The following is a 17,043-nucleotide window of genomic DNA, read 5'->3' as shown; positions in this document are numbered from 1 at the left end:
AGGGGTTGACGAAAGCGGTCTGATACACCCGGTAGCATAAGCGGAAAAATGAATTGGCTCAGCGGTTATTTTTTCTTCTTTTTAGCCATTTACTATCATTCCATTTATAACCATTTATTTCGTAAACCTTGCTTGCCGTTTTTGGTCTTAATTCACTGTGAAGTGCGAACGGATCAGCTTTGTATAAAATTTCTGAATCCTGTGTTACGATTCTGTATTTATACGAGTCGAAAATTTGTACATCTTTAAGGCATATCTCCCAAATCTCACCATCATTTAGTTTTTTTAATGGGAGTGAATAATCATCCCAATCATTGAAATCTCCAACCAAATTTACATATTTCGCATTGGGTGCCCATACTAAAAACCTAGTGAAACTACCTTCTTCATTGGAATAAATATGTGAACCTAGAAAATTATACAATTTATTATTATTTCCTTCGTGAAACAAATACACATCTGTCTCATAATTTTCTTGATAAAAATACTCTTTCATATTTTCTCCTAGCTCTTAAGCATCAAATATCAGAACTTATTCGCCAGTTATCATGTTTATAGTCATGATTTTATTCTTTAAATCTAATAGTTGATTATTTAGTTGATTGTACTCTTCTGAGTCCAGGTTGTTATGATCAAATAATTCTTTGTTTTCATATAATCTATCTACTTTTTGTTTTATTTTCTCTAATTCTTCATACAGATCATTGTTTAAACGATTAGTAGATATTTCTTGTTCAATATCGTATTCTCCAGCTTCAAATTCTTCTGTTGAATAAATTTCAGGTATCACAGAATCAATATTATATTTTTCTCTCAACAAATCAGATAAAGCATCTGCCCCTTCAGATTCACCATGAGTTATGAATATTTTTTTAGGTTTTGTTTTCATGTTTCCAACAAAATCTAGTAAGTTATTTTGGTCAGCATGACCAGAAAAACCTCCTAAATTATATATTTCGGCATTGACTTTTATTGTTTCTCCGAATAGTTTTACTTCATCTATTCCATCTAACAAAATTCTTCCAAGTGATCCTTCTGCTTGGTAACCAACAAAAACAACGGCATTTTTTTCATCCCATAAATTATGCTTTAAGTGGTGACGAACTCTTCCTGCTGTAGCCATTCCGCTTGAAGATATGATTACTCTTGGAAACTTTACGTTATTCAGCATCTTTGATTCATCAATGTTTTTTACGTAGTGTAAGTTTTCGAATTCAAAAACATTATCCCCACTGGAAATATAATCCTTAGCCTTTTGATTAAATAAATCACTATTTTTCATAAAAGCTTTCGTAGCTTCAAGAGCCATCGGGCTATCTACATATACCGGGACTTTCTTTTCATAATGATCTTTAATTTGATAATCATAATAACTATTTAATTCATAAATAATTTCCTGAGTTCTACCAACTGCAAAACTAGGAATAATTACAGTGCCTCCTCTGGCTGAAACTTTTTCGATTATGTCAATCAATGATTCAACACTTTCTTTGTAAGGCTCATGAATTCTGTTACCATAAGTAGATTCCATAACCAAATAATCACAACCTGACAAAGTTTGAGGATTATTTAAAATAGGGTTATTGGAAGTTCCTATATCTCCAGAGAAAATAATTTTAGTAGTTTTATTATTCTCAGTTATAAATATTTCTAAACTGGAAGATCCTAGCATATGCCCAGCATCTCTGAAAATAACTTTAATATCCTCATTTATCTTTACAACTTCGTCATAATAACGTGCTCTAAATAACGAGATGCAACTCATCGCATCTATCGTAGTATAAAGTGGGCTTAGCAGTGTTTTGCCAGATCTTTGTCTTTTTCTGTTTTCCCATTCAACGTCACTTTCTTGAATTTTGGCACTATCCATTAGCATTATTTCTGACAAATCTTTCGTAGCTTTTGTGCAATATATAGGACTTCTAAATCCTTTCTTATATAAAAGAGGAATTCTTCCTGTATGATCGATATGTGCATGAGTCAAAATCATAAACTCAGCTTCACTAAAATCTATATCGTCATGATTTTTTTGTTCCAATTCCTTACTACCTTGAAACAAACCACAATCAACCATGAATTTATGTTTCTCAGTTTCAACTAAATAGCACGAACCTGTAACCTCTTGTGCCGCTCCTAAAAATGTAATTTTCATCAAATCACCCCTATTATTTATATACCCAAAAATCATTTGTTATAGTAAAATATCCGCAAACTATATTTTGCGGATAATAATTTATTTTTGCTTTCTTTTTCTTTTTTCTTCCAAGTTTTTTGCTATTAAAGTATCCAATACTAATTCATATCCCTGAGCACCATTTTGTAAAGATCTATTAACTCTACTTATGGTTGCTGTTGATGCGCCAGTATCTTTTTCAATTTCTGAATATGTCTTTCTTATTTTAAGTAACTTTGCTACTTCTAATCTTTGAGAAATTGAATGAAGCTCTCTCAATGTGCAAACGTCTTCAAAGAAGCGTTGTAATTCATCTTTACCATTTAACATCATAATCGCATCGAAAAATTCATTTAGTGTTTTGTCTTCGATATTAATTTCAGCCATAATATTACTCCTTCTATTCTTTTTTTGGGTAACCTTTATCCACTTATAAATATAATATAATGCATTTGATAATTTAAGTATACACGCTTTTTCTTACTAAAGCAAATGTTTTTTTAGATTAAATTTTTATTACAAAATGTTAAACTAATTCAATAGAAAAATTATGATACTTTATATTTTTATACACATTATATACCCAAAAATGTTAGCATTTATTCTATTAAAATTAATTTTATTGTTAATTTAAAATTAAATTTTTTTAATAAAAAAAGGGAATCTACCAAATGATAAATTCCCATTAAAATTATTTATTGTATTTTTTTGATTTATATCTTAATTGAGTATCCAAAATCTTCTTTCTCAATCTCAAATGATGTGGAGTAATTTCAATTAGTTCGTCTTCTTCAACAAATTCCATCATTTCTTCCAAACTCATAATTTTTGGAGGAGAAAGCTTTAACGCTTCATCTGCTGCTGAAGATCTAATATTTGTTTGTGCTTTTTTCTTACAAATATTAACTTCTATGTCTAAACCTTTTGCATTAGAACCTACAACCATTCCTTCATAAACTTCATCTTGTGGTTGTACGAATAAAATCCCCCTATCTTGTGCTGCATTTAATCCGTAAGCTGTCGCAGTTCCTGTATCATACGAAATCAATGAACCCAATTGACGTTTTGGAATTTCGCCTTTATATGGCTCATATCCTTTTAATTCTGTATTTATAACACCATTACCCTTAGTATCACTTAAAAACTCTTGACGGTATCCTATAAGACCTCTGGAAGGTATTTCAAATGTAAGTCTAGTGTATCCACTTGATGTATTTGAAATATCTTGCAATTCACCTTTTCTTGTGCCTAATTTTTCAATAACTGTTCCAACGAATCCTTCTTCAATATCAATTGTAACTATCTCTATTGGTTCGAGAATTTTTCCGTCGTCATCTTTCTTGAATAAAACTTCAGGTTTTGATACTTGGAATTCAAATCCTTCACGTCTCATGTTTTCAATTAAAACAGACAAATGAAGTTCTCCCCTACCACTTACTCTAAAAGTATCTGTAGAATCTGTATCTTCAACTTTTAAGCTTACATCAGTTTCTAATTCTTTGTACAATCTAGCACGAACTTGTCTACTTGTTACAAACTTTCCATCTCTTCCTGCAAATGGAGAGTTATTAACAGAGAAATTCATCGCCAATGTTGGATTTGAAATACTTACAAATTCTATAGGTTCTAGGTCCTCTTCATTAGTCAAAGTATCTCCTATTTCAATTCCTTCAACACCTGTCAAGGCAACAATAGATCCAAATTTTGATTCACTAACTTCTACTCTGTTTAATCCGTCAAATTCATAAATCTTTGTTACTTTGATTTTCTTTTTCTTTTCAGGATCATTGTAATTAACAATCACACAGCTATCATTGACTTTTACTTTCCCTTGCTCAATTTTACCTATACCAATTCTTCCAACATAATCGCTAAAATCAGTTGTTGAAATCAAAAGTTTGAATGGAGCATCTTCTTCTCCTTCTGGAGCAGGAATATAATCTATGATTTTATCCAATAAAGCAGTCATATCTTCTGGTCTTTCTTCAAGATCATCAGTTGCAAATCCTTCTCTAGCAGAAGCAAATACAAATGGTGAATCTAAATAAGATTCATCTGCATTTAATTGGATGAACAAATCCAAAATTTCGTCTACTACTTCATCTACCCTGGCTTCTTTTCTATCGATCTTATTAATACATATAATCGTAGGTAAATTTAGTTCAAAAGCCTTTTTCAATACGAACTTTGTTTGTGGCATAGGACCTTCAAAAGCGTCTACTACCAAAACAACGCCGCTTGTCATCTTTAATACACGTTCAACTTCTCCCCCAAAGTCAGCATGACCTGGAGTATCTATAATATTAATTTTATGATTTTTGTAGTTAATTGCAGTATTTTTTGAAAGAATAGTAATTCCTCTTTCGCGTTCAATATCGTTACTATCCATAACACGTTCTTGAACTTCCTGATTTTCTCTAAAAATACCACTTGTTTTCAATAACCCATCTACCAAAGTTGTCTTACCATGGTCAACATGGGCAATTATTGCTACATTTCTTACATCTTCTCTTTTCAAAATTCCACTTCCCTCTAATTTGTGACACTTCATTATATCACAAAAAACAAAAAATAAAAGAAAAATTTATGTAAAAATCGTATTAGATAATTTTTCACAATAAAACAAGCTATTAGATTCCTCGTTAATTAGGCTTCACTAATAGCTTTGCTTCAACATAATTCTCTTTAATTTTTAATTCGTCAGCTAATTCACTTACTATAAATAATCCTCTTCCTCTGACATAAATATCATTATTAAAATAACTGTTAGAACAATAATCAATTCCCGTACCTTCATCTTTTACACAAATTTTTACGGAGTCATCATTTAATTTTATTTTAAAAGTTATTTTTTTATTTATATCAAATTGGTTACCATGTTCTAGTCCATTAAATATTAATTCATTAATTATTAATCGTATATCATAAAGAAGTTCTTCATCCGGTACAACTTTTCTTAATAGTCTGAGCATAGTATGAATATTTTTAGTAGCAATTGATCTATCACTGACAAACTGCCTCTTAAACATATACATATTATCACCCAGTATGATTATACCCAAATATTCAGGAAATTTAACATTTTATCATTAAATGTTTAAAATATAAATAAAAACCAAAAAATGATTAGAAATTTTTACAGTGGGTATATATAATTTATACCTGATGACAGGTAATTATCTTAAAGGGGGAAATTAAACATGAAAAAATATGTATGTGACGTATGCGGATATATCTACGATCCAGCTGAAGGAGATCCAGATGCAGGTGTTCAACCACAAACAGCTTTTGAAGATTTAGCTGAAGATTGGGTTTGCCCAATTTGTGGCGCTGGAAAAGAAGATTTTTCAGTAGTAGAATAATTCAATACAATTAGTCGATTGGCAATAATATCATAAAAGACATAATATTATTGTCAATCAAAAAATGTTTTAAAAATAAAACCCCAAGAAATTGGGGTTTAATTACTTTTATTCTTCAATTCCACTTCCATGTTTTAAAATCATTTCAAGCTGTTCAATTACAGCTTCTTTATTTTTCTTAGAAGTTGAACTATATTCGTAGATTAGATTATCATCATCTATGCATAGTTCTTTTTTTATTATGTTTAAGTTCTTTTTAATCATAGTTTTACCGATTTTATCTAGTTTTGTTGCAATAACAAATCCACAAAATCCACTTTGAATTATCCAATTGTACATTTCCTTATCTTGTACGGTTGGCTTATGTCTAATATCTACAATCAAAAACACTTCATACAAATTTCTTCTATTATTCAAATAAGTTTCAATAACTTGAGCCCACTTTTTCTTTTCGGATTTTGATGTTTGGGCATACCCATATCCGGGCAAATCCACTAATCTAAACTCATTATTTGCATTGTAAAAGTTTACTGTGCGGGTTTTCCCTGGTTTAGAAGAAGTCCTAGCTAAGTTTTTTCTGTCTAGAATTGAATTGATAAAAGATGACTTACCTACGTTACTTCTTCCACAAAAAGCAATTTCTGGCAAAGATTCATCTGGATATTGTTCTTTTAAAAACGCGATTTTCTCTAAATCAGAATTAATTATTCTCATGTTCACCTCCATATAGTGTATAATTGATTATATCAAAACTTTAAAAATTTTCATAAATCCTTATATAACGGTATTAATTTATTATTTTATAATGCTTTGAGATTAAAAGTAAATATTGCTCCTTTGGGCTTATTGTCTTCAACTTTTATTGACCCGCCATGTGCTTCTACTATGATCTTACATAGATATAACCCTAAACCTATACTTCTTTTATTGTCAGATATTTTATCATTGGATGTATAAAATTTTCGAAAAATTTTTTCCTTATCATTATCTCTTATACCATTTCCATCATCACAAATTTGTATTATTGTATTTCCGTCCTTTTTAAAAGCTTTAATCAGAATATTTGATCCTTCATCTGTATATTTTATAGCATTATCTACCAAGTTTATGATTACTTGAATAATTAGCCTTACGTCCATGTTTGCCATCAAATATTCATCTTCAATATCAACATTTATATTGTGTTTTCTTTTATCTCTATTTATATGCTTTAAAGCTTCATCAATTACTTCTTCAACAATTTGTGGTTCAATTTTTAGCTTCATCCTTCCTTCTTCTACTCTAGTAATAGATAGTATGTTTTCTATCAGATTTAACAGCCATTGAGAATCATCATAAATATCTTGAAATAGTTCTAATTTCATTGATTCAGTCAAGTTTTTATAGTTATTTAGCAATATATCCGAATCCCCACAAATAGTGGTTAAAGGTGTTCTCAAATCATGTGATATAGATCGTAATAGATTGGTCTTAAATTGCTCATCTTTTATTTTCAAGTTTGCTCTATTCTTATCCTCAATCACTTTTTCCTTCTCAAGTGCTAGTGACATATCTCCTAGAATAGCTAATAAGATTTTGTTTTCAACCGAATCCAACCTGTCCTTATATAAATATATACCAATTATTCCATAAACATTTGTATTATTTCTTATAGTATAATACAGATATTTAGCCTCTGGTAAATATCTGGTAGTAGCCCCAGCATTACTATTGTGTAAATAAGCCCATTCTACTATTTCCTTTTCTTCTTCCGGATCCGAAATTTCATTATCCTTTACAGAATTATAACAAAATTTTAATGGCTTTTGAATTTCATTATCTAATATATCATAATATTTAATATTTCTTTTTAATAGATTCGATAACTGATTACATCCTGTTTCAATTATTTCAGATTTCGTTATTTTAGATTGTAACATCTGATTTGTCTCTAATAATAACTTAGTAATGTATATCATATTAGATGAATTTTCTGCACTTTTTTTTATACGACTAGCTAATTTACTCGTCAAAAATGAGACTATCAATAAAACTAAAAATGTTATTATATAATTTTTATTATAAAAAGAAAAACTCAAAGTTGGCTCAGTAAAACAAAAATTAAAAGCTAAAACACAAATTATCGATGCCGTCATACTTAAAATTTCATTATACGTTATAAGCGCTATAAAAAACACTCCTAATATATATATCATTATAATATTTGATTCACCAAATTTATAAAAATAAAATACATAACCAGCTAATGTGCATAAAATCAATATAAATAAACTAATAAATACATCTCGAATGATGTTTTTATTAGTTTCAAATCGTTTAATTGAAAAATCCTCGTAAAAAGGAACGATATGAATGTCTATATCCTCAATTTTTTCAATAACTTCATCACAGATGCTTTTATTTAATATAAAAAAATTCCTCTGGTTGTTGTTTCTCCCCAGAACAATTTTTTTTACTCTGTATAACTTTGCAAAATTAACTATTTGAGCCGCAATATCATCATCATAAATTATTTCAATCATGGCTCCGATACTTTCAGCTAAATCTAAGTTTTGTTGTAAAAATCCTTTTTCTTGTTTTTTTTGGTAATCATTTCTATCGCAAACATATAATGCAATAAGCCTTGCGTTTTCTTTACTAGCTATTTCGTTGGCTTTCTTTATTACCAAGCTATTTGACTTTGCATCAGATATACAAACTAATATTGAATCTTTAGCTTTTTCAATCATATTATTTCTCCGAATCTGACTTATTAACCCTTATCATTTTATATCCTACGCCTATATGAGTTTGAATATACTTCTCACAAGATACTTTTTCTATTTTTTTCCTAAGAGAAGTCATATAAACTCTTAATGAAGATAAATCAGAATCTAAATAATTCACCCAAATAGTTTTTAAAATATATTGATGAGTAAGAACTTTACCTATATTTTTGGATAGTAAACATAATAAACTGTATTCAATTGGCATTAAATGGATTTCTTCTCCTTTAACAAACACACTTCTTGAAGGATAATCAATTTTTATATCGCCATTCTCAAATGTTACATTATTATCTATTCTATTATTTTCAGAATAATTTAAACGTCTTATCGTAGAGCGAACTCTAGCCAATAATTCCTCAACATTAAATGGTTTAGTTAAAAAATCATCAGCTCCTGCATCTAATGCTTCTATTTTATCTTCGTCGTTACTCCTCGCACTTATTACAATAATCGGAGTAGTTGAAAACTCTCTGAATTTTTTAATAAGATCAATTCCGTCAATATCAGGTAACCCTAAATCTACAAAAACTATATCGTATTTGTTCGTAGTAAATAACAATAGTGCTTCACTACCATTTACAGCTAAATCATAATTAAATCTATTTATTTTTAAAGTATTAGAAATTAGATTTCTAACTGCTCTGTCATCTTCTATTATTAATATTCTTGTGTTGTCATTCATTTTTCACCCCTCTATATTATACAATATCTATTTAAAATAGAATTAAAAAAACTAGGTCTCTGACAAAATTTTCTATATGTGGGACCTAGTTTTATATCATATACCTATAATTATTTTTTCAACTCTTTAATCAAGTCAATATTTAATTCAAGTACATTCACAGTGTTTTCTCCAAAAATACCAAATAGTTTATAGTTAGTATTCTTTTTAATTAATTCTTCAATAACTTTTTTAGATAATCCAGTGTTTTTTTCTATTCTGTCAACTTGAATATTTGCAGCTTTTATAGATATATGTGGATCTAGACCAGATGCTGATTGTGTTATTATATCTTCTGGAATATCAGATTTTTTTATTGATGGATTTTCAAGTAATAATTTATTAGTATCTTGGCTAATTCTTTGCTTTAATTCTGGGTTACTTACAGCTAAATTTTCACTACCAGAAGATATTGCTTCATGTTTATTTCCTGTAAATACATTATAATTAACTGCAGATGGTCTGCAATGAAATAACCTAGGATCTGTAAATTCTTGACCTATTAACTTTGAGCCTACAACTTTATTATTGTAACTTACTAAACTTCCATTAGCTTGTTTGAAAAAAATGAGTTGACTTATTCCTGTAAGAAAGAAAGGATAAATAACTCCACACAAAACAAACATAAATAACGATACAATAAAAGCTTTTTTATTTTTTTTCAAAAACTTCATTAATTTCTCCTTTTAAACCCCAAGTAAAGTTAACAATGGGCTAACCAAAATATCTATTATTTTTATTCCAATGAACGGACAAATTATTCCTCCTAAACCATATATAAGCATATTCTTACCTAACATTTTTGATGCTGACATAGGTTCATATTTTACCCCTCTCATGGCTAAAGGTATTAAACAAGGAATAATTATGGCATTAAATATCAATGCTGATATAATTGCACTTGATGGTGTACTCAATGACATAATATTTAATACTTTCATTTTTGGAATTGCTACTGTAAAAATCGCTGGTATTATTGCAAAATATTTGGCTATATCATTTGAAATAGAAAATGTCGTTAATGATCCTCTAGTTATCAGTAATTGCTTTCCTATTTCTATAACTTCCAAAATTTTTGTTGGATTTGAATCCAAATCTACCATATTAGCAGCTTCTTTTGCAGAAGTTGTTCCACTATTCATTGCTATCCCAACATCTGCTTGAGCCAATGCTGGAGCATCATTTGTGCCATCTCCCGTCATTGCTACAATCTTACCTAGCGATTGTTCTTTTTTTATAGCTTCTATCTTATCTTCAGGTTTACATTCTGCAATATACCCGTCGACGCCAGCTTCTGCCGCTATTGTCGCAGCTGTTAATGGATTGTCTCCAGTACACATTATAGTTTTAATACCTATTTTTCTTAATCGTTCAAATCTTTCCCTTAAACCTGGTTTTACAGTGTCTTTTAAATAGATAATGCCGTAGATTACATTATCAACACAAACAACCAATGGGGTTCCACCCAATTTAGATATGCCACTAATTTTTGTTTCTAAATCCCCTGGAATTTCTCCCCCTTTATCTCTTATTAATTTAATTATGGCATCTCCTGAACCTTTTCGAATTGAAGTTCCATTTTTTAGATCTACACCACTCATCTTACTTGACGCTGTAAATTCCACAAATGATGCATCATTGTAGTCATCAAAAATAACTTTTGATCCTAATTTTCTTGCCAATTCTACTGTTGATTTACCTTCAGGTGTATCATCTTTTAGAGATGCAATACAAGAGTAATCAATAAGATCTGACTTATGGATGCCATCTAAATTTATAAAATCACTAGCTAGCCTATTTCCAAAAGTTATAGTTCCTGTTTTATCCAAAATCATTGTGTCAACATCTCCGCATGATTCAACAGCTTTTCCTGACATTGCTATTACATTGAATCTAGTTACACGATCCATTCCAGCAATTCCTATAGCGCTCAATAGTGCCCCTATAGTTGTAGGTATCAAGCAGACTAATAAAGCAATTAAAGTTGATACTGATACTTTAACATTAGCATAAACAGCTATTGGATATAGAGTTATTATAACAATAATAAAAATTATAGTTAGAGAAACTAGCAGAGTGTTAAGTGCTATTTCATTAGGAGTTTTTTGTCTTGATGCTCCTTCTACAAGAGATATCATCTTATCCAAGAAAGACTCTCCTGGTTCAGAAGTAATTTTTACTTTTATCCAGTCAGAAACTACCAAAGTTCCACCTGTAACTGAACAGAAATCTCCCCCACTTTCCTTTGTAACAGGAGCAGATTCACCAGTAATAGCGGATTCATCTATGCTTGCAATTCCTTCTATTATTTCGCCGTCATTAGGAATTATTTCGCCTGACTTTACTAAAACAATATCTCCTTTTTTTAACTCATTACTTGATTTTTCTATTTCTTCGCCATTTTCCAATATACATCTTGCTTTCGTATCTTTTTTTGTTTTCTTAAGGCTTTCTGCTTGAGCTTTACCTCTACCTTCTGCAACAGATTCTGCAAAATTAGCAAAAACTAATGTTATAAATAAAATAACAGACACTAAGCCATTATAAATGTTAGAATTTCTACTTCCATCATCAAATAGTCCCGGAAAGAAAGCAAGTAATAAACATATGAAAAATCCTATTTCAACGACGAACATTACCGGATTTTTTACCATATATTTTGGATTTAGTTTTAAAAAAGCTCCTTTTATGGATGATTTTAATATATCGTTTGTCACAAATTTTGTTTTTTTATTTTTACTCATAACTCCTCCTATAAGGTCAACCACTCTGCTATTGGTCCTAATGCAAGAACCGGCAAGAAAGTTAATGCAGAAAATATATAAACAACAATGACTATAATTATTGAGAAAGTAAGATTATCAGTTTTTAATGTTCCTATAGTTTCGTTAACATTAACTTTTTTAGATAAACTACCAGCTATAGCTAGCTGAATTATTATGGATAAATATCTCCCCAAAAACATTACTAATCCGCAAGTTATGTTCCAAAAAAGATTATTATCTGTTAAGCCTTCAAACCCTGAACCATTATTTGCCGCTGAGGAAGAAAATTCATAAAGCACTTGGCTCAACCCATGAAATCCAGGATTAGTTATTCCTTGTACTCCTCCATTAACACTAACAGCTAAAGCTGAAAACCCTAAAATTAATAAAGGATGTATTATTATTGATAAGGCAGCTAATTTCATCTCGTTTCCTTCTATTTTTTTACCCAAGTATTCCGGAGTTTTTCCTATCATTAGTCCACAAATGAAAACCGCCAAAATGGCATATATTAACATATTCATTAGTCCGACTCCAGCACCTCCGAATACTACATTCATCATCATATTAATAAGAGGAACCATTCCCCCTAGAGGTGTAAGTGTATCATGCATATTATTTACTGTACCTGTTGTAAAAGAAGTTGTTACGGTGGTAAATAAAGTAGATTGAGAGATACCAAAACGCATTTCTTTTCCTTCCATATTTCCAAGATTTTGTGAAATTCCTGAAAGTGTGGCTCCATTAATTCCGTGACTTTCAGTGAAATAACAAATTCCCAATCCTATTAAAAACAATATCGACATCGCTACAAATACAGTTCTTCCTTCTGTACCAATTAATATATGCTTTCTATTAAATGATTTTATACTTTTGTGATCATCATTGTTTGTGGCTTTTTCTTTTGAATTATCATAAGCCATTTTACCAAAAATAAAGATACACGATGCTGGCAATATCATCATTGATAGTAATTCGATTATATTTGAAATGATATTTGGATTTTCAAAAGGTGTTGAAGAGTTCGCTCCAAAAAAACCTCCTCCGTTTGTCCCCAAATGTTTAATTGATTCCAATGCCGCCACTGGTCCAGATGCAATTTGTTGGTTTTTCCCTTCAATTGTACTTACTATCATATTACTATTTAAATTTTGAGGAACTCCTTGTGATACTAATATTATTCCTACTATAATCGAGGCTGGTAATAAAAATCTAGTTATTATTTTAATAAAGTCAACATAAAAATTACCCATTTTTTTACCTAAAATACCTCTTATCATTGCAACACATGCAGCATATCCTGTAGCTGCTGAAGTAAACATCATCATTGTAATTACAAACATTTGAGAAAAATAGGATAAACCAGATTCCCCAGAATAATGTTGTAAATTAGTATTAGTCATAAAAGATATAATAGTATTAAAACTTAATGATTCTTCCATTGCCTGTATTTTATTTGGATTAAATAAATTAAATGATTGAACCCTTAGTACTAGGTATCCAACAAATACCAAACATGCATTAACTAACAATAAAGTTTTTGCATATTGTTTCCAATCCATATCATTTTTATCTATTTTTAATACTTTAAAAATTAATGAATCAAATCTGTCAAAGATAGAATCCAAACAAGTTTGTTTATTAACAGTTATCTTATACAAATAATTTCCAATCGGAAATATAATAATTAAAAATATCAGTAATGTTATCAATATTTGAAACATAATTTCTCCTTCTTAAATTAAAAATCTTATGAAAACACATATAATTTTCTCGATCCATTTGAACCCATATTGTCTAAATTAATACTAGCAGGTGTGTAACTAGGATCTAGAGCCCAAGCAGCTCTTAAGTGTTTCATTGCTAAAAGATGATTGCCTTTAATCTCCATCAATATTCCCAATAAATTATGTGGTACTGGATCATGAGGAAACTCAGCCATTTTTTTATAAATTAACTCTAAGCATTCATCATATTTTCCTAAATCAACTTTGTGTTTTATTATTAAACTAAATTCATACATACAATCTTTTTCATTTTTTATTCCTTCCATAATTTACCTCCAATTTAAAACCCTAAAATTTTTCAGGATTAATTAAAGCATAAAAAAGATAACAAATAATTCCTAATATTAATATTGATATAAATATCATAAAATCCTCCCTATTTTATTTCTTATTTATAATACGATCTATCATATATACAAAATATTTCAACATCAAAAATGATAAAAGTAAAATTACTATCATAATGATATCTTTCATATATAGCGCCTCCTATTTATTAAACTGTAAAATGAGTATATCATCATAGACCTTAAAATGGTTTTAAAAAAAGCCACTGCAATATTAAAATCGCATTAAAATTTAAGCTAAAGCAAAAATTCGATTGTATTTATAGTAAACTATATCTGATAGAGTTTTCTAGGAGATGATTTTATGGATAAAAAAGGAAAATTAACCATATTCTTTGGCTATTGTGCTGGCGTAGGAAAAACTTACAGTATGCTAAAATATGCACATGAAAAAGACTTGGATGGAGCAGATGTTGTAATTGGATATATCGAACCTCACGACAGAAAAGATACGCTTGATTTAATAAATGGTTTGCAGAGAGTAGAAAACAAAAAAATCACATACAAAAATCATGTTTTTTATGAATTAGATATAGATTCTACTATTAAAAGAAAGCCTCAAATTGTATTGGTTGATGAATTAGCACACACTAATGCTCCAACTTCTAGGCATAAAAAAAGATACCAAGATATAGAGGAGTTGCTGAAAGCAGGCATCGACGTATATACTACATTAAATGTTCAGCATTTAGAAAGTCTTCATGATATCATCGAATCAATAACGAGAATAAAGATAAATGAACGTATTCCTGATTATATTTTTGATAACGCTGATAATATAAAAATTATCGATATTGAAGTTGAACAGTTGCTCCAGCGATTAAAAAGCGGAAAAATATACAATGCGATGCAATCACAAAAAGCACTTGCTAACTTTTTTACAAAAGGTAATCTGGTTTCGTTGAGAGAAATAACTCTGAGAAGATGTGCTGATCGTATAAATTTATACACTGATGAAAAAAATAGACCTTTTTTAAAAGAACACATTTTAGTCTGCATTAGCCCTTCACCCACAAATCAAAAAGTAATAAGAACTGCTTATAGAATGGCTAAGTCTTTTCATGCAGAATTTAGTGCATTATTTGTTGAAACGTCAAATTCGAAGTTTTTATCTCAAAAAGAAAAATACGATTTACAAGCTAACATAAATCTTGCAAAACATTTAAAAGCAAATCTAGTTTCAACATATGGAGATGACGTAGCTTTTCAGATAAGTCAATACGCAAAAGTCAGCGGTATTTCAAAATTAGTTTTAGGAAGATCCCTTCAAAAAGTATCTTTATTGAGAAAATCAACAATCATTGATTCAATTACAAAAACAAATCCAACACTTGATATATTTATAATCCCAGATGCAAATCAAGAACCTAAGAAAGTAAAGCTAAACCTTGAAAATCCGTTTCAATTTGATATAGAAGACTTTTTGACTACTTTTTCTATTATTCTAGTATCAACACTGTTGTCTTTTTTCTTCTTTGAACTTGATTTTAGTACAACAAATATTGTATTGGTTTACATTTTATCAACATGTATTGTTGGATTTACAACGAAACATCCAATTTATAATGTAATTTCGTCAATAATTAATATCCTGATAATTGATTATTTCTTTTTAGAGCCTTACTTTTCCTTTATAATTAACTCTAAAGAATATTTTATGATATTTTTAATTATGAGCATTGTGTCATTTATAATATGCTTAATGCAAAACAAATTAAAAAAAGAAAATTTATTAGCTATTGAACAGTCTCATAACTTTGAGATTTTATTTAAAATTAGTCAAAGTTTACAGTCAGCAAATAATTACGATAAAATAATGTATCAAACTTGTTATCATCTTTATAAATTATTGAATAGAGTTATAGTTTTTTATCCTATAAAGGATAATGAACTTAAAGCTCCCAAAATTTATAATCCCGAAAATAATGAAAGCGCAAATAACACATATGTTTCAGAAGCAGAAAAAACTGTAGCTCAGTGGGTTTATTTGAACAACGAAAGTGCAGGAGCTACTACAAATACGCTCTCTAGTGCTAAAGGGCTCTACTTTGCTATTAGAAAAGGAAATTACGTATATGGTGTAGTCGGAATCGACATGTCATATAGTAAAAAAAATATTTCTTTAAGAGATAAATCTCTTCTTTTAGCTATGTTAAACGAAGTTGCATTAGCAATGGACTCCATAGAACATTGAGCAATAATACAATAGAAATATTTGATTCAATAAAAAACAAAGTCCCCATAAGTTAAAAAATATTAACCTACGGGGACTTTTATACTAATTTGCTAGAATTATTGTCTTTGTGCCATTTCGTGATCTAATATTGCAAGACCAGCATTACTGTTTTCAGTTCTTTCAAGTTTTGCTATGATATTATCAAAAGTAGCTTCTTCTTCGATTTGTTCGTCAATGAATTTTTGTAGAAGAGTGTATACTTCATAGAATTTGATTTCATGAGCTGCATCAAATAATTCTCTGATTCTTCTTGTAACTTCTTTTTCGTGTTCTAAAGCAGCTTTGAAAATGCTTAATACATCTTTGTCGTAGTCAGCTTTTGGAGCTTCGATTGTTTTGTATTCAATCTTATGTCCAACTTGTTGTAACCATTTTCTGAAGTATTCAGCGTGTTCAAATTCTTCATGGGCTTGCATTTCCATAAAGTGTTCAAATCCATCCCAATCCATATCATTGAATTCAGAAGCCATCTGTTTGTATTCATAGCCTGATTGTAATTCAAAAACTAATTGTTCGTCAATTTTTTTTAATAATTCTTCTCTGTTCATTTTATCATACTCCTTATAATTTAATTTATGTGACTGTTAGTTAATCATTTTACCATAAATTTAAGAATACAAATCATAAACACCATAAACTTTTAAATTATTTTCCACCAATACCTTCATGATTTCAGGAATCAATTTTGCCTTTTGTTTGGTAGTAAACCCATTGTAATTTATTTCGGTGTTATTTAAATCCATATATTCTGATGAGTCAATAACCTTAATTATTTTATCGTGAACTTCTTGTAAATGCATGTCTGCAATTACAAAAGTAATGTTGCAAATTCTATCGTCATCAATTGTAGGAATTATTCTATTTATCAGTAAAACATTATTCAT

The 17,043-nt window shown here is 29.4% G+C and carries 17 protein-coding genes; 2 read left to right on the top strand and 15 right to left on the bottom strand.

The window, feature by feature from the left end; genetic code table 11:
- Positions 1-58 precede the first annotated feature (58 nt).
- The 5 genes from KHW44_RS01365 to KHW44_RS01345 all read right to left on the bottom strand — a co-directional run bounded on the left by KHW44_RS01365 (position 59) and on the right by KHW44_RS01345 (position 5,208).
- A complete protein-coding gene (locus KHW44_RS01365; protein ID WP_304064997.1) occupies positions 59-496 on the bottom strand; it encodes a hypothetical protein in 438 nt (145 codons plus the stop codon).
- 36 nt (positions 497-532) lie between these two features.
- Positions 533-2,152: an MBL fold metallo-hydrolase RNA specificity domain-containing protein gene (locus KHW44_RS01360; protein ID WP_294685809.1), complete on the bottom strand. Its 1,620-nt coding sequence runs from the start codon at positions 2,150-2,152 to the stop codon at positions 533-535.
- A gap of 81 nt (positions 2,153-2,233) precedes the next feature.
- Complete coding sequence (locus tag KHW44_RS01355) at positions 2,234-2,560, bottom strand: YerC/YecD family TrpR-related protein (protein ID WP_294685811.1); 327 nt, start codon at positions 2,558-2,560, stop codon at positions 2,234-2,236.
- Between the two features lie 304 nt (positions 2,561-2,864).
- Positions 2,865-4,724 carry a translational GTPase TypA gene (typA, locus tag KHW44_RS01350; RefSeq protein ID WP_294684995.1) on the bottom strand — a complete coding sequence of 620 codons (1,860 nt, stop codon included), beginning with the start codon at positions 4,722-4,724 and terminating at the stop codon, positions 2,865-2,867.
- Between the two features lie 91 nt (positions 4,725-4,815).
- Positions 4,816-5,208 (bottom strand): ATP-binding protein, encoded by a 393-nt coding sequence (locus KHW44_RS01345; RefSeq protein WP_304064986.1) that lies wholly within the window; start codon positions 5,206-5,208, stop codon positions 4,816-4,818.
- 165 nt (positions 5,209-5,373) lie between these two features.
- Here KHW44_RS01345 and rd point away from each other — a divergent pair, with 165 nt between their 5' ends.
- Positions 5,374-5,535, top strand: a complete 162-nt coding sequence (gene rd, locus KHW44_RS01340) for a rubredoxin (RefSeq protein WP_294684997.1) — start codon at positions 5,374-5,376, stop codon at positions 5,533-5,535.
- 108 nt (positions 5,536-5,643) lie between these two features.
- Here rd and yihA read toward each other — a convergent pair whose 3' ends face one another.
- The 8 genes from yihA to kdpF form a co-directional block, all read right to left on the bottom strand.
- Positions 5,644-6,249, bottom strand: a complete 606-nt coding sequence (gene yihA, locus KHW44_RS01335) for a ribosome biogenesis GTP-binding protein YihA/YsxC (RefSeq protein ID WP_294684998.1) — start codon at positions 6,247-6,249, stop codon at positions 5,644-5,646.
- An 86-nt stretch (positions 6,250-6,335) separates the two neighbouring features.
- Positions 6,336-8,264 (bottom strand): DUF4118 domain-containing protein, encoded by a 1,929-nt coding sequence (locus tag KHW44_RS01330; protein WP_304064981.1) that lies wholly within the window; start codon positions 8,262-8,264, stop codon positions 6,336-6,338.
- Between the two features lies 1 nt (position 8,265).
- The gene (locus tag KHW44_RS01325; protein ID WP_002836769.1) at positions 8,266-8,985 is read right to left on the bottom strand and encodes a response regulator transcription factor; all 720 of its coding nucleotides are present in this window, start codon (positions 8,983-8,985) and stop codon (positions 8,266-8,268) included.
- 110 nt (positions 8,986-9,095) lie between these two features.
- Entirely contained in the window at positions 9,096-9,698 is a 603-nt protein-coding gene (gene kdpC, locus KHW44_RS01320) for a potassium-transporting ATPase subunit KdpC (RefSeq protein WP_304064976.1), read from the bottom strand.
- A 12-nt stretch (positions 9,699-9,710) separates the two neighbouring features.
- Positions 9,711-11,768, bottom strand: coding sequence for a potassium-transporting ATPase subunit KdpB (gene kdpB, locus KHW44_RS01315; RefSeq protein ID WP_304064973.1), 2,058 nt, complete (start codon positions 11,766-11,768; stop codon positions 9,711-9,713).
- Positions 11,769-11,776: 8 nt separating this feature from the next.
- Positions 11,777-13,513, bottom strand: a complete 1,737-nt coding sequence (locus KHW44_RS01310; RefSeq protein ID WP_294685105.1) for a potassium-transporting ATPase subunit KdpA — start codon at positions 13,511-13,513, stop codon at positions 11,777-11,779.
- 26 nt (positions 13,514-13,539) lie between these two features.
- A complete protein-coding gene (locus tag KHW44_RS01305) occupies positions 13,540-13,842 on the bottom strand; it encodes a tetratricopeptide repeat protein (protein ID WP_002836773.1) in 303 nt (100 codons plus the stop codon).
- A 22-nt stretch (positions 13,843-13,864) separates the two neighbouring features.
- Positions 13,865-13,942, bottom strand: coding sequence for a K(+)-transporting ATPase subunit F (kdpF, locus tag KHW44_RS10085; RefSeq protein WP_080545264.1), 78 nt, complete (start codon positions 13,940-13,942; stop codon positions 13,865-13,867).
- 285 nt (positions 13,943-14,227) lie between these two features.
- On the opposite strand from kdpF, the gene KHW44_RS01300 reads away from it, so the two are divergent.
- Positions 14,228-16,117 (top strand): DUF4118 domain-containing protein, encoded by a 1,890-nt coding sequence (locus tag KHW44_RS01300; RefSeq protein ID WP_002836774.1) that lies wholly within the window; start codon positions 14,228-14,230, stop codon positions 16,115-16,117.
- Positions 16,118-16,215: 98 nt separating this feature from the next.
- Here KHW44_RS01300 and KHW44_RS01295 read toward each other — a convergent pair whose 3' ends face one another.
- Entirely contained in the window at positions 16,216-16,707 is a 492-nt protein-coding gene (locus KHW44_RS01295) for a ferritin (RefSeq protein ID WP_294685108.1), read from the bottom strand.
- 60 nt (positions 16,708-16,767) lie between these two features.
- Positions 16,768-17,043: hypothetical protein (locus KHW44_RS01290; RefSeq protein ID WP_002836777.1), on the bottom strand; the 276-nt coding region annotated here is incomplete at its 5' end.

The sequence above is a fragment of the Finegoldia magna genome, from assembly GCF_018371055.1.
GTDB classification, from domain to species: domain Bacteria; phylum Bacillota; class Clostridia; order Tissierellales; family Peptoniphilaceae; genus Finegoldia; species Finegoldia magna_I.
Note: the sequence above shows the minus strand (reverse complement) of the source record. Positions and strands in the feature narration are given on the sequence as shown.